Origin of the sequence: Streptomyces sp. LHD-70 (assembly GCF_031157275.1) — a bacterium.
Classification (GTDB): Bacteria; Actinomycetota; Actinomycetes; order Streptomycetales; family Streptomycetaceae; genus Streptomyces.
On the sequence record NZ_JAVIFW010000002.1, the window covers coordinates 590,702 to 612,526 of the forward strand.

At 71.7% G+C, this 21,825-nt stretch carries 19 protein-coding genes; 12 read left to right on the plus strand and 7 right to left on the minus strand.

Annotated elements, in window-relative coordinates:
* Nucleotides 1-94: 94 nt before the first annotated feature.
* The 3 genes from RCO28_RS07640 to RCO28_RS07650 form a co-directional block, all read right to left on the minus strand.
* A complete protein-coding gene (locus tag RCO28_RS07640) occupies nucleotides 95-1,600 on the minus strand; it encodes an aldehyde dehydrogenase family protein (protein ID WP_308940192.1) in 1,506 nt (501 codons plus the stop codon).
* A 139-nt stretch (nucleotides 1,601-1,739) separates the two neighbouring features.
* Nucleotides 1,740-2,264 carry a flavin reductase family protein gene (locus RCO28_RS07645; RefSeq protein WP_308940193.1) on the minus strand — a complete coding sequence of 175 codons (525 nt, stop codon included), beginning with the start codon at nucleotides 2,262-2,264 and terminating at the stop codon, nucleotides 1,740-1,742.
* Nucleotides 2,265-2,357: 93 nt separating this feature from the next.
* The gene (locus RCO28_RS07650; RefSeq protein ID WP_308940194.1) at nucleotides 2,358-3,728 is read right to left on the minus strand and encodes an LLM class flavin-dependent oxidoreductase; all 1,371 of its coding nucleotides are present in this window, start codon (nucleotides 3,726-3,728) and stop codon (nucleotides 2,358-2,360) included.
* A 292-nt stretch (nucleotides 3,729-4,020) separates the two neighbouring features.
* On the opposite strand from RCO28_RS07650, the gene RCO28_RS07655 reads away from it, so the two are divergent.
* On the plus strand, nucleotides 4,021-4,800 hold the full coding sequence (locus tag RCO28_RS07655) for a 2-keto-4-pentenoate hydratase (RefSeq protein WP_308940195.1): 780 nt from the start codon (nucleotides 4,021-4,023) through the stop codon (nucleotides 4,798-4,800).
* Between the two features lie 53 nt (nucleotides 4,801-4,853).
* Here RCO28_RS07655 and RCO28_RS07660 read toward each other — a convergent pair whose 3' ends face one another.
* Nucleotides 4,854-6,032 carry an acyl-CoA dehydrogenase gene (locus RCO28_RS07660; protein WP_308940196.1) on the minus strand — a complete coding sequence of 393 codons (1,179 nt, stop codon included), beginning with the start codon at nucleotides 6,030-6,032 and terminating at the stop codon, nucleotides 4,854-4,856.
* A gap of 248 nt (nucleotides 6,033-6,280) precedes the next feature.
* Between RCO28_RS07660 and RCO28_RS07665 the strand changes: the two genes are divergently transcribed.
* The 8 genes from RCO28_RS07665 (at nucleotide 6,281) to RCO28_RS07700 (ending at nucleotide 15,100) form a co-directional block, all read left to right on the plus strand.
* Nucleotides 6,281-6,895, plus strand: a complete 615-nt coding sequence (locus tag RCO28_RS07665; RefSeq protein WP_308940197.1) for an XRE family transcriptional regulator — start codon at nucleotides 6,281-6,283, stop codon at nucleotides 6,893-6,895.
* A 119-nt stretch (nucleotides 6,896-7,014) separates the two neighbouring features.
* Nucleotides 7,015-8,187 carry an FAD-binding oxidoreductase gene (locus RCO28_RS07670; protein ID WP_308940198.1) on the plus strand — a complete coding sequence of 391 codons (1,173 nt, stop codon included), beginning with the start codon at nucleotides 7,015-7,017 and terminating at the stop codon, nucleotides 8,185-8,187.
* A 13-nt stretch (nucleotides 8,188-8,200) separates the two neighbouring features.
* A complete protein-coding gene (locus tag RCO28_RS07675) occupies nucleotides 8,201-8,641 on the plus strand; it encodes a 2Fe-2S iron-sulfur cluster-binding protein (RefSeq protein ID WP_308940199.1) in 441 nt (146 codons plus the stop codon).
* On the plus strand, nucleotides 8,638-10,110 hold the full coding sequence (locus tag RCO28_RS07680; protein WP_308940200.1) for an FAD/NAD(P)-binding oxidoreductase: 1,473 nt from the start codon (nucleotides 8,638-8,640) through the stop codon (nucleotides 10,108-10,110). Before RCO28_RS07675 ends, RCO28_RS07680 begins: the two co-directional genes overlap by 4 nt.
* Nucleotides 10,111-10,166: 56 nt before the next feature.
* Complete coding sequence (locus tag RCO28_RS07685; protein ID WP_308940201.1) at nucleotides 10,167-11,099, plus strand: dihydrodipicolinate synthase family protein; 933 nt, start codon at nucleotides 10,167-10,169, stop codon at nucleotides 11,097-11,099.
* A complete protein-coding gene (locus RCO28_RS07690) occupies nucleotides 11,099-12,100 on the plus strand; it encodes a proline racemase family protein (protein ID WP_308940202.1) in 1,002 nt (333 codons plus the stop codon). Before RCO28_RS07685 ends, RCO28_RS07690 begins: the two co-directional genes overlap by 1 nt.
* A 163-nt stretch (nucleotides 12,101-12,263) precedes the next feature.
* Complete coding sequence (locus RCO28_RS07695; protein WP_308940203.1) at nucleotides 12,264-13,766, plus strand: amino acid permease; 1,503 nt, start codon at nucleotides 12,264-12,266, stop codon at nucleotides 13,764-13,766.
* On the plus strand, nucleotides 13,763-15,100 hold the full coding sequence (locus RCO28_RS07700) for an MFS transporter (RefSeq protein WP_308940204.1): 1,338 nt from the start codon (nucleotides 13,763-13,765) through the stop codon (nucleotides 15,098-15,100). The genes RCO28_RS07695 and RCO28_RS07700 overlap by 4 nt, the downstream gene beginning before the upstream one ends.
* Nucleotides 15,101-15,260: 160 nt before the next feature.
* Here the strand turns inward: RCO28_RS07700 and RCO28_RS07705 are convergent, their stop codons facing one another.
* Entirely contained in the window at nucleotides 15,261-16,679 is a 1,419-nt protein-coding gene (locus RCO28_RS07705; protein ID WP_308940205.1) for a DUF234 domain-containing protein, read from the minus strand.
* Nucleotides 16,680-16,855: 176 nt separating this feature from the next.
* Here RCO28_RS07705 and RCO28_RS07710 point away from each other — a divergent pair, with 176 nt between their 5' ends.
* Together RCO28_RS07710 and RCO28_RS07715 are read left to right on the plus strand one after the other, a co-directional pair.
* Nucleotides 16,856-18,286 (plus strand): FAD-dependent monooxygenase, encoded by a 1,431-nt coding sequence (locus RCO28_RS07710; RefSeq protein ID WP_308940206.1) that lies wholly within the window; start codon nucleotides 16,856-16,858, stop codon nucleotides 18,284-18,286.
* Entirely contained in the window at nucleotides 18,273-18,854 is a 582-nt protein-coding gene (locus tag RCO28_RS07715) for a TetR family transcriptional regulator (RefSeq protein ID WP_308940207.1), read from the plus strand. The genes RCO28_RS07710 and RCO28_RS07715 overlap by 14 nt, the downstream gene beginning before the upstream one ends.
* Before the next feature lie 116 nt (nucleotides 18,855-18,970).
* Here the strand turns inward: RCO28_RS07715 and ychF are convergent, their stop codons facing one another.
* The gene (ychF, locus tag RCO28_RS07720; RefSeq protein ID WP_308940208.1) at nucleotides 18,971-20,059 is read right to left on the minus strand and encodes a redox-regulated ATPase YchF; all 1,089 of its coding nucleotides are present in this window, start codon (nucleotides 20,057-20,059) and stop codon (nucleotides 18,971-18,973) included.
* Between the two features lie 337 nt (nucleotides 20,060-20,396).
* Here ychF and RCO28_RS07725 point away from each other — a divergent pair, with 337 nt between their 5' ends.
* The gene (locus RCO28_RS07725; RefSeq protein WP_374991110.1) at nucleotides 20,397-20,948 is read left to right on the plus strand and encodes a DUF6542 domain-containing protein; all 552 of its coding nucleotides are present in this window, start codon (nucleotides 20,397-20,399) and stop codon (nucleotides 20,946-20,948) included.
* Between the two features lie 23 nt (nucleotides 20,949-20,971).
* Here RCO28_RS07725 and ppgK read toward each other — a convergent pair whose 3' ends face one another.
* Nucleotides 20,972-21,721, minus strand: coding sequence for a polyphosphate--glucose phosphotransferase (ppgK, locus tag RCO28_RS07730; protein WP_308940209.1), 750 nt, complete (start codon nucleotides 21,719-21,721; stop codon nucleotides 20,972-20,974).
* Nucleotides 21,722-21,825: the final 104 nt, after the last annotated feature.

Here is a 21,825-nt window from a genome sequence, read left to right on the forward strand (position 1 = left end):
CGCGCGCCGTGGTCTCACGCGCTATCGGTCTCACGCGCCATCTGCCTCACGCGCCATCGGTCTCACGCGCCATCTGCCTCACGCGCCATCTGCCTCACGCGCCTTCGGTCTTGCCGTCGACGGTGCGCACCAGCTGCAGCGGGTTGTCCTCGCGCAGCGCGGCGGGCAGCAGCTCCGGCGGGGCGTCCTGGTACGCGACCGGGCGCAGGAAGCGCTCCACCGCGTACGCGCCGACCGAGGTGTGCGGCGAGGTGGCGGCCGGGTAGGGGCCGCCGTGCTGCTGGGCCCGCGTGACGGCGACGCCGGTGGGCCAGCCGTTGAACAGCACCCGGCCCGCCTTCTGCTGCGCCAGGTGCACCAGCGGCGCGAGCGTCTCGCCGTCGCCCTCGCCGGTGTGGAAGGTGACCGTGAGGCTGCCCTCCAGACGGTCGAGGAGGCGGGCGGCCTCGTCCGGGGGATCGTACTGGACGAGCAGCGCGCTGGGCCCGAAGCACTCCTCCAGGAGGTTGTCCGCCTCGCGCAGGAACTCCTCGGCCGAGGCGACGGAGAACAGGGTCGGCGAGGCCTGCGGGCGGCCGTCCCCGTCGGTGGTCAGGGTGCCCTCGACCAGGGTGCGGGTGCCGGTGGCGCGGGTGACCTCGTCGAGGCGGCGGCGGTAGCCCTCCGCGATCGGCGCGGACAGCATCGCGGCGGCGGCGCCGGGGCGGACCTGCGCGGCGATCTCCTCGACGGCCAGCGGGTCGCGGGGCAGCAGCAGGATGCCCGGCTTGGTGCAGAACTGCCCGGCGCCCAGGGTGAACGAGCCCGCGAAGCCCGCGGCGATCTCCGCCCGGCGCTCGGCGAGGGCGGCCGGAGTGACGACGACCGGGTTGACGCTGCCGAGCTCGCCGAAGAACGGGATCGGCACGGGCCGGGCGGCCGCGATGTCGAAGAGCGCGCGCCCGCCGCGCACCGAGCCGGTGAAGGCGGCGGCCCGCACGCGCGGGTCGCGCAGCACGGCGACACCCGCCTCACGGCCGGTGAACAGCGCGAACGTGCCGAGCGGCGCGCCCGCCGCGGCCAGCGCCTCGCGGACCAGGGCGGCCGTGGTGGCCGAGGTGCGCGGGTGGCCGGGGTGCGCCTTGAGCAGGACCGGGCAGCCGGCGGCGAGCGCGGCGGCGGTGTCGGTGCCCGCGACGGAGAACGCGAAGGGGAAGTTGCCGCCCGCGAACACCTCGACCGGGCCGAGCGGCACCTGGTGGCGGCGCAGCTCGGGGCGGGGCGGAGCGGCGGCGGGGTCGGCGTGGTCGATGGTCACGCCGAAGGGGGCGCCGGAGGCGGCGTACGCGCCGTAGCCGCGCAGTTGGCCCGCGGTGCGCTTGACCTCGCCGCTCAGTCGGGCGACGCCGAGCCCGGTCTCCCGGTCGGCGATGGCGACGAGGTGTTCGCTGTTCGCCTCCAGGGCGTCCGCGACCGCGACCAGAACGGCGGCACGGGCCTGCGGAGTGTGGGCGGCCCAGAGCGGTGCGGCCTCGACGGCCTGGACGATCAGGGACTCGATCTCCCCGGCGGGCGTCTCGGGTTCGGCGCCGTGGGGCGGGGTGGTGCTGAGGTCGTTCACGGGGGTTCCCCTGGGGTCGCGGGTGGTTACGGCCGGGTGGGCGGACGGTGCGTGGTCCGGCGGGTGGGCGGAGGTACCGGCCGGGTGGCGGGACAAGTACGGGCAAGGCGCCGAGCGGGTCTCACCCGGGGGCGGGGGCTCAGGCGGCGGCCGGGGCGCGGTAGCCGCCGAGCTTGCCCTTGTGGAAGACGAGCGGTTCGCAGGCGCCTGCGGACATCCGCAGGGCGCGGCCGACGACGATGACGTGGTCGCCGCCGTCCAGCTCGTGCAGCAGCTCGCAGTCGATCCAGGCGGCGGCCCCGGTGAACTGCGGGGCCCCCTCCGGCGAGGCGACCCAGTCGACGCCCTCGAACTTGTCCCCGGTCCTGCGGGACAGCGCGCGGCAGACGTCGGTCTGGTGCTCGGCAAGGACGCTGGCGCTGAACCGGCCGGTGGTGCGGATCTTGGGCCAGCTCGTGGAGGAGCGGTCCACGCTGAAGGTGACGAGCGCGGGGGTGAGCGAGAGGGACTGGAAGGTCCCGACGATCATTCCCGCGGGCCGCCGGCTCTCGGCCTCCAGGCCCGTGATGGCCACCACGCCGGTGGGCAGATGGCCCATCACGTCGCGGAAGAGGCGCTGGTCGACGGCGGCGTCCGCGCCGGTGGCGGTGGTGATGACAGTCATGGCGATTCCTTCGACGTCGTCGTACGGGGAGTTGGGGGACGAGAGGAAGTTCGGGACGAGAGGAAGTTCGGGGCGTACGGGAGCGGCGTCGGACTACGCGCGGCGGACGGCCGAGGCCGGGTGGTCGGGCAGCGTGAGGCGGCTGCCGTAGAAGGTCTCGCGGAGGGTGGCGGCGTTCGTGTCGTACGCCTCCGGGAGCAGGCCCTCCGCGCGCAGGACGGGCTGGGCGAGTTCGATGAACTCCTGCCAACTGCCGCCCTTGGTGGTGTAGCTGAGGTTGATGCCGTCGATGTCGGCGGTGTCGCGCCACTTGCGCAGCTCGGCGGCGACGGTCTGCGGGGAGCCGACGACGACGGCGCCGCTGCCGCCGATGCCGATGAACTCGGCGATCTGGCGGGTGGTCCACTTCCGGTCCGGATCGGCCTTGGAGAACATCTCGACCATCGAGCGGGAGCCGTCGACCTCGACGTACTCGAGCGGGGTGTCCGGGTCGACGCCGCTCAGGTCGATGCCGGTCCAGCCGGCGAAGCGGGCCAGGGCGCCGTCGTAGGAGACGTTGCGGACGTGCTCCTCGTACTTGGCCTGCGCCTCGGCGTCGGTGCGGCCGACGATCACGGTCATCAGGGCGAGGACCTTGACGGAGCGCGGGTCGCGGCCGGCCTCGGCGACGGCGGTGCGGACCTTGTCGACGCTGCGGCGGGTCGTCTCCGGCGTCATCGTGTTCACGAAGACGGCCTCGGCGTTGTGCGCGGCGAACCGCATGCCGCGCGAGGAGGCCCCGGCCTGGAAGAGCATCGGTGTGCGCTGCGGCGACGGCTCGCACAGGTGCAGGCCCGGCACGTCGAAGTAGGTGCCCTTGTGCCCGATGGGGTGGATGCGGGACGGCTCGATGTACGTGGCGGAGGCCGCGTCCCGGACGACGGCGTCGTCCTGCCAGGAGCTCTCCCACAGCTTGTAGACGACCTCCATGTATTCGTCGGCCATGTCGTACCGCTTGTCGTGCGGGATCTGCGTGCCCAGGCCGAGGTTGCGCGCGGCGGACTCGTTGTACGAGGTGACGATGTTCCAGCCGACGCGGCCCGCGGTGAGGTGGTCCAGGGTGGAGAACTTCCGCGCCAGCGCGTACGGCTGCTCGTACGTCAGGGAGGCCGTGACGCCGAAGCCGAGGTGGCGGGTGTGCGCGGCCATCGCCGAGACGACGAGGCTCGGGTCGTTGATCGGGAACTGGGCGGCGTCGCGCATCGCGGCGTCGGGGGACCCGGCGTACACGTCGTGATAGCCGACGGTGTCAGCGAAGAAGATCCCGTCGAAACGAGCCTCTTCCAGCATCTTCGCCGTGTCGGTCCAGTACGCGAGGTCCGTGTACCGGAAGCCCTGGTCCGCGGCATCGCGCCAGGACCCCGCTGTCAGGTGCGCGGGCGCGCAGACGTCGAAAGCGAAGAGCTTGAGGGGCTGGTTGCTCATGCTGTCCTCCCGGATCCACAAGATCGTGGACGTTCACCATGCGAACGTCACGTTCAGTTTGAGCGGATGGAATGGGATCGGTCAAGAGGGGGGATGGGAAGGAGGTCAAGAGCCTTGCGCCCGCCGATAGAACCCTTGAGGGCCCTTGAGGGCCCTTGACAGTGCGGAAAGGCCGTGGAAGCTTTCGATCGCCTGCGAGTCCGTTGAATGAACGTGACGTTCACATAATTCGAGGGTCCGACGTGGCGCTGAGCTCGCTCCCCCGCCCCTTCTCCAGCAAGGAACCCCCGCCGTGGAACAGCACCTCATCTCCCTCGCCGACCGCATCGAAGCCGCCCGCCGCGAGCGCCGGCCCCTCCCCCCGCTCACCGACGAGCTCCCCGACCTGGCGCTCGCCGACGCCGTCGCCGTACAGCGGCACAACGTCCGCCGCCGCATCGCCGACGGCGACCGCCTCGTCGGCTACAAGCTGGGCAACATCGCCAAGGTCATGCAGCAGGCCTTCGGCGTGGACCAGCCCGACTACGGCCACCTGCTCGCCTCCGACCTGCACCTGGAGAACCTGCCGGTCCGCCTCGACCGGTTCATCGAGCCGTTCGCCGAGGTCGAGCCGGCCTTTCTGCTCAAGGGCCGCCTGGAGGGCCCGAACGTCACGGTCGCCGACGTCATCCGCGCCACCGAGTACGTCCTCCCGGCCGTGGAGATCATCGACTCCCGCTTCAAGGACTGGCGCATCCGGATCGCCGACACCCTCGCCGACAACGGCTCCGTCGGCGGCATCGTCCTCGGCACGACGCCCAAGCCCCTGACCGACCTCGACTTCTCCACGATGCACGGCACGCTGCACTACGACGACGAACAGGTCGGCTCCGGCCCGGCCTCCGCCGTCCTCGGCAACCCGATCGCCGCGATCGCCTGGGTCTGCAACGAACTCTCCCCGTACGGCATCGCCTTCGAGCCGGGCCAGATCGTCCTCCCGGGCAGCTGCCTGGAGGCGGTCCCCCTGCGGAAGCCGGGGACGGTACGGGCGGAGTTCGGGGGGCTCGGGCGGGTGCAGTTCGAGGCGGTCTGACGTCCGCGTCGGCACAAGGGCCACTCCCGGGGGCCGGGGCCCCGGAGGCCGCGCTACGCCAAGTCGAGGAAGCTCCAGCGCGCTTGGGGCTGTGCACCGCTGAGCCAGGCTCCGCAGTTCTGCAGCACCACCGGACTTGAGGTGATGTGCTGGGAACCCGTGCCGAGGTCGCGCAGGAACCGGTCGATCGGCCCCCGACGGATCGCCGCTGTTCCCGCCCATCGGTGGACCGCCCTGCCCACGTCAAGGGCGGTCGACGTCGCGTGGTTGAGCGCCAGCCTCAGCAGGGTGTCCTGGTCGGTGCTCGGCAACTCCCCGGATTCCAGGGCGACTTCGATGCCGCGCCAGACCTCCGTCGCCCAGGCCCGTGCGGCCCGGAGCTTGGCTTCCGCGGTCGCGTACTCCGCGTGGAACTGGGAGGTGTCGACGGCGGCGTTCCGTGTGCCGGTCCGGGCCGCGGCGACCGACCTCAGTTCGTCGAGCAGGCGCCGCCCGACACCGAACGCCCAGCCGGTGTGCCCGATCGCGGACAGGTTGACCAGGCCGAGACGGTAGATCGCGCCCCCGTTGGCGGGGGTGGTCGTGGTGGCGGGATAGGTGTGCGTCGACGGGACGTACACATCGGCGCAGTGGTAGTCGATGCTGTGCGTCGCGCGCAGCCCGAGCACGTCCCAGTTGGCGTCGAGTACCACCTGCGACTTGGGCATCGCCAGTACGCGCAGCTCCCCGGTGCCCTCGACCTGGATCGCGCTGTGGACGTGGGAGGCGTGCGCCATGCCGGAGGCGAACTGCCAGGCGCCGCTGACGAGGAAGCCGCCGTCCACCGGGACCGCCCGGCCGGGACGGGTGCCATGACCGGCGAGGAGCGCGTACTTCCCGCCGGCGACATCGGGGAACAGGTCAGCCGCCGCGGCGGGACCGAGGAAGGCCGCGGTGGTGGCGGTCATCACCTGCAGCGCCTGCATCGTCCAGCCGGCGGCTGCGTCGTGGTAACTGACCCGCTCCACCATCTCCATCAGCTGGCGCGGGGAGAACTCGTACCCTCCGAGGCTCTTCGGCAGCTCGGCCCGGACGATCCCCGCGTCGAGCAGGGCCCGCGCGGTGCCCTCGGTGTGCCGTCCGAGTTCCTCGGCCGGCCCCGCGTTCGCGTCGAGGGTCGCGCCGAGCTCCTCTATTCGCTCCAGCACTGCGGGAAATTCCGGGCTGATGTGCAGTCCGGCCGTGGCCGCCATGGCGGGTCACTCCTTGCTTCGACGTCCGAGTCTCTGCCAACTCCGTTGAGTCTGGCGCACGTTGAGTGCCGCGACCGGTCCGGACACTCTCAACCGGTGTGTCAGATACGTCATGTGCCGACTGTGAGCCCGAAGGGGCACCGCTTGCCATCCCGTGAGCCGAGGCACGATCCTGATCGGGTCAACGAACGAACCCCGCAGCGGGCGTACGCTATACCGAACGATGACTGAAGGTGAAGGGGCAGGACGTGAGCGTCTCCGAAGGTTCCGTTCGGGACATGCTGGCCACCAATCTCCGGCGCGCCCGGACCGAGCGGGGGCTGTCGATCTCCGAGCTGTCCCGGCGCTCGAAGATCGGCAAGGCGACGCTCTCGCAGCTGGAGTCCGGCGCCGGAAACCCCACGATCGAGACGGTGTTCAGCCTCTCCCGCGTCCTGGAGGTCCCCCTCTCCGACCTGCTCGACGCGCGCCCCACCAGCGGGCTCACCGTGGTGCGCGCCGAGGACGTGGACACCCTCAGCGGCGAGGGCGTGGACCTGCGCCCGCTCCAGCGGATCGAGTCCGGCGACACCGTCTTCGAGGTCTTCGACCAGCAGGTTCGCGCGGGTTGCCGACAGGAGTCCCTCGGCCACGTGGGCACCGAGCACACCATCGTGCAGGCCGGCCGGCTGCACGTACAGGTGGAGGGGCAGGAGGTCGAGCTCGGACCGGGCGACTACGTCGGCTTCGACGGCTCGCTCCCGCACAGCTACACGGCGAACGACGAGACGGTCCGCTCGGTGCTGCTGCTCCAGTACCGGGCCGACCAGCGCCTCCACCTCTCCGAAGCGGCCCCCGCCGACCCGTCCCCGACGGCGGACTGAGCACCGCGGGCCGCGAACGGCCCGCCCCGCGGGGGAAGTTCGGCCCGACGTGCCCGTTGACACACCCTGAGCCCCGTCGTACGTTCCCATCGTTCGGTTTAACGAACGAGGAGGGTTCGATGTACGGAACGCGGGTGGCGGTGCTCGGCGCCGGGATCGTCGGCGCCGCCTGTGCTCGCGAGCTGGCCCTGGCCGGGCTCGACGTCACCGTCGTCGACCGCGGCGCGGCCGCCTCCGCGACCACCGCCCACGGCGAGGGCAATGTGCTCGTCTCCGACAAGGGCCCGGGCCCGGAGCTCGAACTCGCCCGGATCTCCCGGGAGTTGTGGCCCGAGGTGCTCGCCGGCATCGCCGAACGGTCGGCGCACGCGGCCGCCGCCGTCGAGTGGGACCCCAAGGGCGGCATCGTGGTGGCGACCACCGACGCGGGCGCCGAGGGCCTGACCCGCTTCGCCGACGGCCAGCGCGCGGCGGGCGTACGCGCCGAGGTGCTCGCCCCCGACGAGCTGGCGAAGGCCGAGCCGTACGTCACCCGCGAGCACACCGCCGCCCTGCACTACCCCGAGGACGCCCAGGTGCAGCCCGCCGGGGCGGCCGCCGCGCTGCTCGGCGACGCGCTCGCCGCGGGCGCGCGCCTGCGGACCGGCTGCGAGGTGCTCGGCGCGGTCACGCGCGGCGGCCGGATCACCCAAGTCCGCACCTCCACCGGCCTGTTGGAGGCCGACTGCTTCATCGACGCCGCCGGGCCCTGGGCCGGTGAACTCTCCGCCCGCCTCGGCGCCCCGGTGGACGTCCGGCCCCGGCGCGGCGACGTCCTGGTCACGACCCCGCTGCCGCCGACGGTGTTCCACAAGGTGTACGACGCGGACTACGTCGGCGCGGTCGGCAGCAGCGCCGAGGATCTGCAGACGTCGGCTGTCGTGGAGTCCACGCACGGCGGCAGCGTCCTGATCGGCTCCTCGCGCCGCCGCGTCGGCTTCGACGACCGGCTGCGCCCCGACGTCCTGTCCGCCGTCGCCGCGAAGGCGCTCCGGCTCTTCCCGACGCTGGCGCACGTGCCGGTGATGCGTGCGTACGGCGGCTTCCGGCCCTACGTACCCGACCATCTGCCGGTCATCGGCGCCGATCCGCGCCTCGACGGCCTCTGGCACGCGGGCGGTCACGAGGGCGCCGGGATCGGCCTGTCGGTGGGCACCGGACTGCTGGTGCGGAACCTGCTGCTCGGCGAGGAGCCGGTCATGGACGCGAGCCCGTTCCGGGTGGACCGTCCGGCCGCCCTGGTGCAACGGTGAGTGAGGAGACGGCATGAGCCCCAGACGTGTCCGCGCCGAGTCCGACGCCGTCGGCCGGCAGGACCGCCCGCTGCGGATCACGGTCGACGGCGAAGCTGTCGACGGCATCGCGGGACAGACCATCGCGGGCGTCCTGCTCGCCGCCGACCGCCTGGCCTGGCGCCGGGGACGCTCCGGCGCTCCCCGCGGGGTGTTCTGCGGGATCGGCGTCTGCTTCGACTGCCTCGTGACGGTGGGCGAGGAGCGCGACGTACGGGCCTGCCGCCGCCGGGCCCGGGACGGCGACATGGTGACCACCCAGACCCGCGAACCTCAGCCCCGCGAACCCTCGACCGGTGAACCCTCGGCCGGTGAACCGGCCCCGGCGCCACAGGAGTTCCCCGCCTCACCCGACGAGCCCGACGCATCCGCCCCACCCGACGCACCCGACGCACCCGGAACGGAGGAGCGATGACGTCCCGTCATGTCGTGGTGGTCGGCGCGGGGCCTGCGGGCCTCGCCGCCGCCGAGGCCGCGCTGGCCGCAGGCGCCCGGGTCACCCTGCTCGACGCGGCGGACCGGCCGGGCGGCCAGTACCACCGGATGCTGCCCGAGGCGTACGACGCCGCCCGCCCGGAGGTGCTGCAGCACGGCTGGACCGCCTTCGACCGGCGGCGCCGCCGGGTGCTCGCACACCCGCGGTGCGCCTGGTGGCCCGAGAGCCCGGTGTGGTCCCTGGAGCGCCCGGACCCCGCGCGGCCGGGCCCGCCGCGCGTCCATGTGCTGCGCGGTCCGGCCGACGGCGGCGGCCGTCCTCGTACGGCACTCGATCCCGACGCCCTGGTGCTTGCCGTCGGCGCCCACGACCGTGTCCTGCCGTTCCCCGGCTGGGAGTTGCCCGGTGTCTTCACCGCGGGTGCGGCCCAGGCCCTCGCCAAGGGTGAGCGGGTCGTGGTCGGCGACCGTGTGCTGGTGGCGGGCACCGGACCGTTCCTGCTCCCGGTCGCCGCCTCACTCCTGGAGGCCGGGTCCGAGGTCGTCGGGGTCCTTGAGGCCAACACCCCGGGCACGCTCGCCCGTGGCTGGGCGCGGCGGCCCTGGGAGCTCGCGGCCCAGGCCGCCAAGACCGGTGAACTCGCCGCGTACAGCGCCTTGTTGCTGCGCCGCCGCGTCCCGTACCGCACCGGCCGCACCGTGGTCGAGGCGCGCGGCGACGGGCGGGTCGAGGAGGTCGTCACCGCACGGCTGCGCCCGGACTGGTCGGTGGTGCCGGGCAGCGAGCGCGCGGTCGCGGTCGACGCGGTGTGCGTCACGCACGGCTTCAGCCCGCAGCTGGAACTGCCGCTGGCCGCCGGGTGCGCGCTGCGCCGCACGCCGGGCGGGGAGTTCGTGGACGTCGACGGCGACCAGGCCACCAGCTGTCCCGGCGTGTACGCGGCCGGTGAGATCACCGGCGTCGCGGGCGCCCCGGCCGCCCGTGCGGAGGGCGCGCTCGCCGGCTGGCTGGCCGCCGAGGGAGCCCCGGACGCGCGGGCGCTGCGTGCGCTGCGCCGCAGCCGCGACCAGGGGCGCGCGTTCGCCGAACGCCTGGCCCGCGCGCATCCGATCGGTGCGGCCTGGCCCGGCTGGCTGCGCCCCGAGACCGTGGTGTGCCGCTGCGAGGAGACCGACTACGCCTCGGTCCGCCGGGTCGCCGCCGACCGGGCGAGCTCGGGCACCCGCGTCGCCAAGCTGGAGACACGGGCCGGGCTCGGGCCCTGCCAGGCCCGGATCTGCGGCCCCACGGTCGCGGAGCTGAACGCCCGCCTGTCGGGCGAGCCCGCCGACCGGCCGGTCGAGGGCCTGCCCGCACCCGCACCCCACCGGCGCCCGATCGCCCAGCCCATCCGGCTCGGCGAACTGGCGTCCGCGCCGGATCCCCCGTACCACCCGTACCACCCCTGACCCGCCCCCTCCGGCTTTCTCCGTACCGTCAACTCCCTTACCAAGGAGCACAGTTCATGAGCGAGTCCCCCCAGCAGTCCCTCTCCCTCGGCGGCGTGATCGTGGCGACCGCCCTGCCGTACTACGAGGACGCCGCCGCCCCCGCCGGACTGGCCGTCGACCACGACAAGTACGCCGAGCACTGCCGCTGGCTGGTCGAGAACGGCTGCCGCGGCGTCGGCCCGAACGGCTCGCTCGGCGAGTACTCGTCGCTGACCGACGACGAGCGCCGCAAGGTCGCCCGGACGGCGATCGAGGCGGTCGGCGACTCGGGCACCGTGGTCGTCGGCGTGCACGGCGCCGGCGCGCACCAGGCCAGGCACTGGGCCGAACTCGCGGCCGAGGACGGCGCCGACGGGCTGCTCTGCCTGCCGCCGACCCTGTACCGCGCCAACCGCGGCGAGGTCCTCGCGCACTTCGAGGCCGTGGCCTCCGTCGGCCTGCCGGTCATGGTCTACAACAACCCGATCGACACCAAGGTCGACCTGACCCCGCACCTCCTCGGGGAGATCGCCCGGATCGACAACGTCGTCGCCGTCAAGGAGTTCTCCGGCGACGTACGCCGCGTACTGGAGATCAAGGAGCAGGCGCCCGGCATCGAGGTGATCAGCGGCGCCGACGACGTCGTCCTGGAGAGCCTCCTGATGGGCGCCACCGGCTGGTTCGCCGGCTTCCCGAACGTCTTCCCCGCCGAGTCGGCGCGCCTGTACGAACTGGCCGTGAGCGGCAAGCTGGAGGAGGCCCGTTCGCTGTACGAGCCGCTGGTCGCCGCGTTCCGCTGGGACTCCCGTACGGAGTTCGTGCAGGCCATCAAGCTCGGCATGGAGGAGGTCGGCCGGTTCGGCGGCCCCTGCCGTCCGCCGCGCGGGCCGCTGACGCCCCAGCATCGCGAGCAGGTGCGGGCCGACATGGCCCGCGCGATCGCCTCGCTCGAGCAGCGGCCTGCCTGATGCGGTCCGTCCGTACGCTGAGCGCCGTCGACTCGCACACCGAGGGCATGCCCACCCGCGTCGTCACCGGCGGGGTGGGCCCCATCCCGGGCGACACGATGGCCGAGCGCCGCCGGTACGCCGTGCAGCACCTGGACGGTCTGCGCCGGTTCCTGGTCGACGAGCCGCGCGGGCACTCCGCGATGAGCGGGGCGATCCTGCAGCCGCCGACCCGCCCGGACGCGGACTGGGGCGTGCTCTACATCGAGGTCAGCGGCTTCCTGCCGATGTGCGGCCACGGCACGATCGGCGTGGCCACCGTCCTGGTGGAGACCGGGATGGTCGAGGTCACCGAGCCGGAGACCTTGGTCCGCCTGGACACCCCCGCCGGCCTGGTCGAGGCACGGGTGACGGTCACCGACGGCCGTGCCGAGAAGGTCACCCTGCGCAATGTCGACTCCTTCGCGCTCGAACTGGACGCCTCGGTCAAGGTCCCCGGAATCGGCGAGGTCCGCTACGACATGGCGTACGGCGGGAACTTCTACGCCATCGCCCAACTCGACCAGCTGGGGCTGCCGTTCGACCGGGCGCGCAAGGACGAGATCCTCGCCGCCGGACTGGCCATCATGGGGACGATCAACGAACGGAACCGTCCCGTGCACCCGGTCGACCCGCTCATCGGCGGCTGCAAGCACGTCCAGTTCCTCGCCCCGGACTCCACGGCACGGCACTCCCGCAACGCGATGGCGATCAGCCCCGGCTGGTTCGACCGCTCCCCCTGCGGCACCGGCACCTCGGCCCGGATGGCGCAGCTGCACGCGCGCGGTGAACTGCCGCTGCACACCGAGTTCGTGAACGAGTCGTTCATCGGCACCCGGTTCACGGGCCGCCTCCTGGAGGCCACCGAGGTCGGTCAACTCCGCGCGGTGGTACCGGAGTTCTCCGGCCGCGCCTGGATCACCGCCACCGCGAACTACCTCCTCGACCCGACCGACCCGTTCCCGCACGGCTTCGTGCTGTAGGGGGCGCCCCGTTTTTCGGGGCGCGGCGAACTGCTTTTCAGGGGCGCGGGGAACTGCGCGACCAGCCCCCACGCAGCCGCACCCGGCAACGCACGAAGAGTCCCCCCACGAGCCCCGTAGGGGCCCGCACACGAAAATCCGTACGTCTCACGGAGGGACCCCCATGTCCCGCACAACCCCGCCCATACCCCGTGACCGGAGAACCCCGCCCGGCCAGGGCCTCCTCACCCGGCAAGGCATCTTCCGCCTGAAGCCCGTCGACTCCTCCGAGGAGGAGACCCCCGGCGGCCTCCGCCGGACCATGGGCCTCTGGCAACTCGTCGCGCTCAGCCTCGGCGGCCTCGTCGGCGCGGGAGTCTTCTCGCTCGCCGGTGTCGTGGCCCACGAGGACGCCGGGCCGGGCGTGATGATCTCCTTCCTCGTCGCGATCGTCGCCAGCACCGCCGCCGCCCTGTGCTACGCCGAGTTCGCCGGCACCATCCCCAAGGCGGGCTCCGCCTATACGTACGCGTACGCCTCGCTCGGCGAGGTCGTCGGCTGGCTGATCGGCTGGGACCTGCTCCTGGAGTACACCGCCATCGTCGCGGTGGTGGCCATCGCGGTGTCCGGCTACTTCTCGTACATCCTGGAGCGGATCGGTCTCGACCTGCCGTCCTGGATGCTGGGCGCGCCCGGCACCGGCCCCGGTCACCAGGTCGACCTGTTCGCCGCGGTGCTCTGCCTGCTGCTCGCGTTCGTACTGTCGCGCGGCACCAAGGAGTCGGCCCGGTTCGAGACCGTCCTGGTGGTCGTCAAGCTCGGCATCGTCGCCCTGGTCGTGATCGCGGGCGCCTTCCACATCTCGGCGGGCAACTACTCGCCGTTCCTGCCCTTCGGCATCGGCGGCGCGTTCACCGGCGCGGCGACCGCGTTCTTCGCCGTGTACGGGTACGACGCGATGAGCGCGGCCGCGGAGGAGAGCGCCGAGGCGAAGAAGGTGCTGCCGAAGGCGATCCTGATCTCGCTCGCCATCGCCGCGGTCGTCTATCTGCTGGTCTGCGTCGTGCTGTTGGGCATGCAGGACTACCGCGACATCGACACGCAGAGCCCGTTCTCCAGCGCGCTCGGCGCGGTCGGCCTCGGCGGTCTCGGCATCGTCGTGGCGGTCGGCGCGATCATCGGCATCACCACCTCCGCGTTCGCCAACATGCTGGCCGTCTCCCGGGTCTGGTACTCGATGAGCCGCGACGGGCTGCTGCCGCGCTACTTCGCCAGGAACCACCCGAAGCGGCACGTGCCGACGCGGGTGATCTGGCCGGTGGGCATCGGCTCCGCGTTCATCGCCGGGTTCCTGCCCATCCGGGAGGCCGCCGACCTGACCAACATCGGCATCCTGGCGGCGTTCTCCGTCGTGGCCATCGCCGTCGTGGTGCTGCGCCGGACACGACCCGACCTGCCGCGCTCCTTCCGCACGCCGCTGGTGCCGCTGGTGCCCGCCGTCGGGGTCGTCTTCTCCATCTGGCTCATCGCCAACCTGGACCCGGTCACCTGGCTCCGCTTCGCCGGCTGGATGGCCCTCGGACTGCTCGTCTACTTCGTGTTCGGCGTCCGCAACTCGCAGGAGAACAAGCCCCGTTCCGCTCCGCGGGACACCCTGCCCGAGCCACGCGACGGGAGCTCCGCATGACCACCGCCCGCTCCACCCCTGATGGCACAGGCACAGGCACCGGCACCGGGCCTGGCCACGACCCGAAGACCGTCAGAAAGGTGATGACGGCCTCCGCGATCGGCCACTTCGTCGAGTGGTACGACTTCGCCGTCTACGCGTACGCCGCCCCGGTGATCGCCACCCTCTTCTTCCCCGACGCCCACACGTTCGTCGCCCTTCTCTCCACCTTCGCCGTGTACGCGGTCGGGTTCGTGATGCGCCCCATCGGCGCGTTCTTCCTCGGCAGCCTCGGCGACCGGATCGGCCGCAAGAAGGTCCTGGCCGGCGTGATCCTCATGATGGGCTGCGCCACGACGGGCATCGGCCTGCTCCCGACATACGCCCACATCGGCGTCCTGGCGCCGGTGCTGCTCGTCGTCCTGCGCCTGGCCCAGGGCTTCTCGGCCGCGGGCGAGACCATCGGCTCCAACTCCTTCGTCGCCGAGCACGCACCGCCGAAGCGCCGCGGCTTCGCGGTCGGCATGGTCTACACGTGGTCCAACCTGCCGCCGGTCCTGGCCGCGCTCCTCGTGTACTTCCTCACCGGGGCGATGAGCAGCGGTGCGTACGAATCATGGGGCTGGCGCGTGCCGTTCCTGCTCGGCGCTCCGCTCGCCGTCGTAGGCCTCTACATCAGGACGCGCGTCGACGAGTCCCCGGCGTTCGCCGCGGTCAAGGAGGCCAAGCGGGTGTCCCCCGCGCCGATCCGCACCGTGTGGCGCGAGCACCGCAAGGAGATGGTCGTCTGCTTCGCCGTCGCGGCCGTCGCCAGCCTCGGCTACTACTCGCTGACCGGCTACTTCTTCACGTACCTGACGGTCACGATCGGCATGGGCGAGTCCGCGGCCCTGCTGTCCAACGGCGTCGCCCTCACCCTGACCTTCCTCACGGTGCCCCTAGCGGCCGCCCTGTCGGACCGCATCGGCCGCAGACGCGGACTGCTGCTCGCCGCCGCGCTGAACGCGCTGGTCGCCGTGCCCGCCTATCTCCTTGCCGGGCAGGCGAACCTGACGAGCGCGATCATCAGCCAAGGGCTTCTCGCCTTCAGCCTCGGCATGTTCTTCGGCCCGGCCGGCGCCGCGTTCGTCGAGCTGTTCCCCGCCCACACCCGCTATTCAGGCGCGTCCGTCAGCTACAACCTGGCGTTCACCCTCTTCGGCGGCACCGCCCCGCTGCTCTCGATCTTCCTGATCGAACAGACCGGCAGCACCATCGCCCCGGCCTGGTACGTCGTGGCCGTCTCGATCACGTCCCTGATCGTCATCGCCCGCATGCCGGAGACGGGCGGACGCTCGATGCTGCCGGAGACGTGACGGGCTCCCGCCGGGTGCGGGGGCAGAAGCACCAAGGGGCCCAGCCTCGAAAGGCCGGGCCCCTGCGTGTCCCGCCGGCCGGGCGGGGTGGTCGTGCCGAACAGCGCCGGCAAGGGCCCGAGGTCTCACCGACTCCCGCGCCCCGCCTGCCATCCGCCACTCACAGTGGCCAGGCGGTCAGCAAATCGCCGGGGCCGTAGGTGGCGTCAAGCCCCGGACAGTCGACTCCACTGCGCGAAACCGCCACGACTGGAACGGGTTCGCCGGTGAGGGCGGCCCGATGTCGATGGAGAGCTGCCAGGTCATGCCGGTCGAAGGGTGACCGCTCCAGCCACTTGATGGAGCCGAGGAAGAACAGCTCCTTGGCAATGGGGGAGCGGTCCGCCCCGACGATGTCAATCTCAACGTCGTTGGTACGGGTCCAGTAGCCGCCCACTGCGGGGGCGGCGGGCAGCCGGTCGTCGGGCAGTATCCGCGCCACGGCCTCACGGACAAGTGGCTCGACGGCCCGGCCGCGCCAGCTGGTCCAGTTCTCCCGGATGCGCGCCAAGGTCAGATCGCCCCGCCCCCGCTCGATCTCCTCCATGGACGGGCCGAGCAGATGCAGCCAAAACCTCAGGTAGGGATCTGCCACCCGGTAGCGGCGATCCTTCGACGGACGCAGCGATACGGGCAGTTCCGCAGCGACGATCCGCTTGTCCGTAAGCAGCTCCAGCGCTCGCTGCAGCGGCGTGGCCCCGATTCCGCCGGCTGCACGGGCGATGTTGGTGAAGGTCCGCTCGCCACTGCCGATGGCCGCCAGCACCGTACGCGCCTGAGCCTGCGGGGGAAACTCGGCAGCCAGCGAGCGCTCGGCCGACACCAGCAGGGCCGAGACCGGATCACTCAGCGCCTCGCCGAGGAAGTCCCACAGCCCTGCGCCGCGCGGCCATTCCGCGCAGATCAGCGGCAGCCCGCCGGTGACCAGCGCGGCGTCGAAGGCTTCCGCCGGATCCAGCCCAAGCATCTGCCCCACCTCTGCGGGGTTGAGCGGTCCGAGCACCATCTCCCGGCCGCGCTGATGGAAGGGACGTCCGTAGCTGTTCAGCGCCTCCATCATCGACAGATCGGAGCCGATGAGGACCAGCAGCACTGGCTTGGTTTCCAGAACCCGATCCCAGGCCCGCTGCAGCATCCCCTCAAAGGCGCCAACGGTATCCATCAGGTACGGCACTTCGTCGATGACCAGCACGCTCGGCCGGTCGGCGGGCAGCGCCGCGGCCAGCACGTCGAACGCGGCATCCCAGCTCTCCGGCCGCGCGGCGGCCACCAGCCCCGCCAACGGAAGCGTCGATGCTTGGGCGTCCCGGGCCAGCCGTGCCAGATCATCCCTGGGGGACGCGCCGGTCGCCGCGTAGAACAGGAACGGGGCTCCGGAGCGCTCCGCAAACCGGTCGACCAGTCGCGATTTGCCCACCCGGCGCCGCCCACGCAACATCACGCACCGACCGGGTCGCTCCCCGCCAACCCCTGCCGCCACTTTCTGCAGCTCTCGCTCCAACGTCGCCAGCTCCTGCCGACGGCCTACAAAATCCACCACGTCTGTCGACCTCCACGCATGATACTAACGGCGATGTCACTAACATTGACATTAGTAGATCGCGTTCGCCAGTTGTCACTCACGGTCACGAGTCATCCCGTGGGGGGTCTTGATATGCAGTGCAGCCACACGCTATGAATGTAGCGATACAGACGTAGCGAATGGAGGTTGTTGTCGTGATCGACGTCGTCATCGTGGGAGCCGGCCCCGCCGGCCTGATGGCCGCCTGCGAGCTGGCCCTGACCGGCGTGTCCTGCACGATCGTGGACAAGCGCGGCAGCGAGTCCAACGTCACCCGGGCCTTCGGTCTGCACGCCCGGGCCCTGGAACTGCTCGACGCCCGTGGCATGGGCGACGAATTGGTGGCGCGGGGCAACCCGCTCCGGACGGTTTACCCCGCCTACGCCTCACGCGTGGACTTCGGCCGACTCGACACGCGGTACCCGATGCTGCTGATCGTGCCCCAGAACGGCACCGAGAAGATCCTGCAGCAGCGTGCTGCCGAACTCGGCGTGGAGATCCGCCGCAACGCCAACGTCATCGGTCTGGCACAGGACACCGAGTCCGTGCGGCTGACACTTGAGGACGGAACCGAGCTGGCCGCCAAGTACGTCATCGGCGCCGACGGCGCCCACAGCGCCATCCGCGACCTGGTGAACGTGGGCTTCGCCGGCGCGACCTACAGCCTGCCCATGCTGCTGGCCGACGTGCGCATCCCCACCTCCGAACCGCCACCCATCACGCAGGTCGGCACACAGGGCGTGGTTGTGACCCTCCCGTTCGGCGACGGCTGGTTCCGGGTCGGCGCATGGCTGCTCAAGGAGCCAAACAACACGGACTTCGCCCAACTCCGCAATGCCTTCCGGCACATCGCCGGCACCGACTACGACATGAGCGAGCCGCGCTGGTTCTCCCGCTTCACCGCCGAGCGCCGGCAGGCCCGCAGCTACCGGTCAGGGCGGGTCTTCCTGATCGGGGACGCCGCCCACGTGAACTCGCCCATCGGCGGCCAGGGCATGAACACCGGCATCCAGGACGCCGTCAACCTGGGCTGGAAGCTCGCCGCCGACCTGCACGGCTGGGCCCCGCCCTGGCTGCTCGACACCTACCACGCTGAGCGGCACCCCGTCGGCTCCGCCGTCCTGGCCCTGACCGACCACCTCACCGGCCTGGTGCTGGGCGGATCAAGACTGCGCCTGGCGATCAACCGGCGCATCATGGCGACTCTGCTGCACACCGGTGCCGGCCGCCGGCGCATCCTCGGAAGGCTGTCCGGCCTGGAGTTCGCCTACCCACCCGGCGAGCCGGAAGCCCACCCGCTGGCCGGGCACCGCGCCGCTGACGGTCCGACGGATGCGGGCCGCCTGTACGAGGTGCTGCGTGCGGGGGCCTTCGTCCTGCTCTCGGATGAGGCCGTGCCCGCCCCTTGGCGGAATCGCGTACGACCAGCCAGGCCGCTCCGCAGCACCGGGCTGCAGGCGACACTGATCCGCCCGGACGGCTACGTGGCCTGGGCCGGTGACTACGACGGCATCGAGGCGGCTCTGGTGAAATGGTGCGGCCCAGCCAACCACACCGAACCGGAAGGCCCCCGTGCCAGCACCTAACCCACAGCGCCGCGCCCGTCTGGAAGACGCGGCCATCGCCGTGCTGGCCGAGCACGGGTCACGCGGACTGACCCACCGAGCCGTCGACACCGCCGCCGCCGTCCCGGCCGGGACCGCCTCGCGCTACTTCCGCACCCGCGACGCGCTGCTCAACGGGGTCATCGAGCGGATCACTCACCGGCTCAACGCACGAGTGGACTCCTATACCGTCCGCCCGATCTCGCCCGCCGACCTGGAGGAAGCGCTTGTCGCCGTCCTGACCACGCTGCTGACCGACGGCCGACATGACCCATTGGCCCTGTTCGAACTGCACTTGGAGAGCACTCGCGCGCCCCGCCTGCGGGCCATACTGACCGACGCTCTGCGCAGCCGCATCGATCTCATCGTCCGGCAATGCCGCGCCGCCGGGATCGATATCGGCGAGGACGATGCCATGCTCCTGGAGGTGAGCGTCCTGGGCATCCTGTTCACCGCCTTGACCACGGGCGTCCCCGAATCCCCAGGCGAGTCGATCCGCACCGCCGTACGAACTCTCCTGGCCCCTCATCAGAAGCTGACGACGTCGTAGCGGGTGAAGCCGCCGGCGACGCAGACCAGCCTGGGCTCGCTCCACAGGACCTGGGCTGCGACTGCGCCCCAAGCGTGCATGTTTGCCAGATTGGCGACGTGGCGATACGTCAGCCGCTACACGTTGAAGCGGAACTCCACCACATCCCCGTCCTGCATCACATACTCCTTACCCTCCATCCGCGCCTTCCCCTTCGCGCGGGCCTCGGCGACCGAGCCCATGTCCACCAGGTCGGCGAAGGAGATGACCTCGGCCTTGATGAAGCCCTTCTGGAAGTCCGTGTGGATGACGCCGGCCGCCTCGGGGGCCGTGGCGCCCTTCTTGATGGTCCAGGCGCGGGATTCCTTGGGGCCGGCCGTCAGGTAGGTCTGGAGGCCGAGAGTGTCGAAGCCGACGCGGGCGAGGGTCGCCAGGCCCGGCTCCTCGGCGCCGACGGACTGGAGGAGTTCGAGGGCGTCCTCCTCGTCGAGCTCCGCGAGGTCCGCCTCCAGCTTGGCGTTGAGGAAGATCGCCTCGGCCGGGGCGACCAGGGCGCGCTGCTCCTCCTTGAACGCCTCGTCGGTCAGCTCGTCCTCGTCGACGTTGAAGACGTACAGGAAGGGCTTCGTGGTGAGGAGGTGCAGGTCGTGCAGGAGCTCCTCGTTGTCGCCGCCGTTGACGATGCCGGCCGAGAACAGCGTCTGGCCGGATTCGAGGATTTCCTTGGCCTCCTCGACCGCCTTGACCTTCGGGGCGATGTCCTTCTTGATGCGCGACTCCTTCTGGAGGCGCGGCAGGACCTTCTCGATGGTCTGGAGGTCGGCGAGGATCAGCTCGGTGTTGATCGTCTCGATGTCGCTCTTCGGCGAGACCTTGCCGTCGACGTGGACGACGTTCTCGTCGTGGAACGCGCGGATGACCTGGCAGATGGCGTCCGACTCGCGGATGTTCGCGAGGAACTTGTTGCCGAGGCCCTCGCCCTCGCTCGCGCCGCGCACGATGCCCGCGATGTCGACGAAGTCGACCGTCGCCGGGAGGATCTTCTGGGAGGCGAAGATCTCCGCCAGCTTGTCGAGGCGGGGGTCGGGGACGCCCACGACGCCGACGTTGGGCTCGATGGTGGCGAACGGGTAGTTGGCCGCCAGCACGTCGTTCTTGGTCAGGGCGTTGAACAGGGTCGACTTGCCGACATTGGGCAGGCCGACGATTCCGATCGTGAGCGACACGTTGCGACTTCCCGTACGTGAGGTCTGGTGGAGGACCCGTATGGCTGCCGGGCCGATCCACCAGTCTACGGCGCGCCACGAGTCCGGCCGCCGCCCGCCCGCGAGCCCGTGGCCGGTACGCGTCGAACGCCGGGCCAAGGTGCGCCAAAAGGCGTGTCCAAGGGCGGTTTTCCGGGCGCAGCCGACCTAGGTTGGAGCGGTGGAGCAACACAGGACGCGACCGCCCGGGGACAGAGCGCGACGAACCGCACCCCTCCCGCCGCAGGCCGGCGGGCCGCCCGTCCGCCGCCGGCCCGTGGCCGGGCGGAGCCCCGGCAGCGGAAACGGAGACGGCACCGTGTACCGGGCCGCCGCCCGGCCGCGTCTTCCCGGCGGCGGATCGCCGGTCGTCCGCGGGGTGCGCGCCGTGGTGCGGGCCGTGCGGAGGTTCGTGGCCGCGGTGCGCGCCCTGCCCAACCCGCGCCTGACCGGGCTCGGCAGCGGACTGTTCTGCACCGTGGTGATGCTGCTGACCGGCTTCCTCGACCGCCTCCTTTTCGGCGGCTCCGGTCTCGCGTACGGGCTGCTGTTCCTGCCCGTCAGCGCGCTGACCGCGGTGTGGGTGCGGCCGGCGGACCTGGTGACCGCGCCGGTCGCGGTACCGATCGCGTTCGCCGTCGGGACGCTGCCGATCTCGGGCGGCACGGACGGCTTCGGCGGCCAGGTGATGGGCCTGTTCACCTCGCTCGCCGTGCACGCCGGGTGGTTGTACGGCGGCACACTGATCGCCGGAGTGATCGCTTCCGTACGCAAGATCCGGCTCATGGGGCGGAAGCGGGCGCTGCGCGCGCAGGCGGCTGCGAGTTCGGGCCGGCCACCACAGCGCCGGATGCCCGCCCAGCATTCCTGAGATCCGGACCCGGCCGACCCTCGTTACGCGGCTCTCTCCCCCGCCGCCATCGCCGCGCCCACGATGCCCGCGCTGTTCTGCAGCTCCGCGGGGACGATCTCCGCCTTGATGCCCTCGATCAGGGGCAGGAACTTCTGCGCCTTACGGCTGACTCCGCCGCCGATGATGATCAGCTCCGGCGAGAACAGCATCTCCACATGCGCGAGGTACTTCTGGAGTCGGCGGGCCCAGTGCTCCCAGCTCAGCTGTTCGTCGTCTCGGGCCTTGGTGGAGGCCCGCTTCTCCGCGTCGTGACCGTGCAGCTCCAGGTGGCCCAGCTCGGTGTTGGGGACGAGGACGCCGTCGATGAAGAGGGCGCTGCCGATGCCCGTGCCGAGGGTGAGCATCAGGACCGTGCCCTTGCGGCCGCGGCCGGCGCCGAAGTGCGTCTCGGCGACCCCGGCGGCGTCCGCGTCGTTGAGCACCGTGACCGGGCCGCAGCCCGTGCGCTCGCCGAGCAGGGCGCGGGCGTCGACGTCGATCCAGGACTTGTCCACGTTGGCCGCCGTGCGGATCGTGCTGCCGCCGGTGACGACGCCGGGGAACGTGACCCCGATCGGGCCCGACCAGCCGAAGTGGCCGATGACCTGCTTGACGCCGTCCGCCACCGCGTCCGGCGTCGACGGGTGCGGGGTCAGGACCTTGTGCCGGGGCTCGCTGAGCTCGCCCCGGTCCAGGTCGACCGGGGCGCCCTTGATACCGGATCCGCCGATGTCCACGCCGAAGATCTGCATGGACACCACGTTACGACGCGGCACTGACAGTCACGACGGGAACGATGTGAACGGCGGGAACGGCGGGAACGGCGGCGCCGGGCGACCGCCGCGGGGGCCGCGGC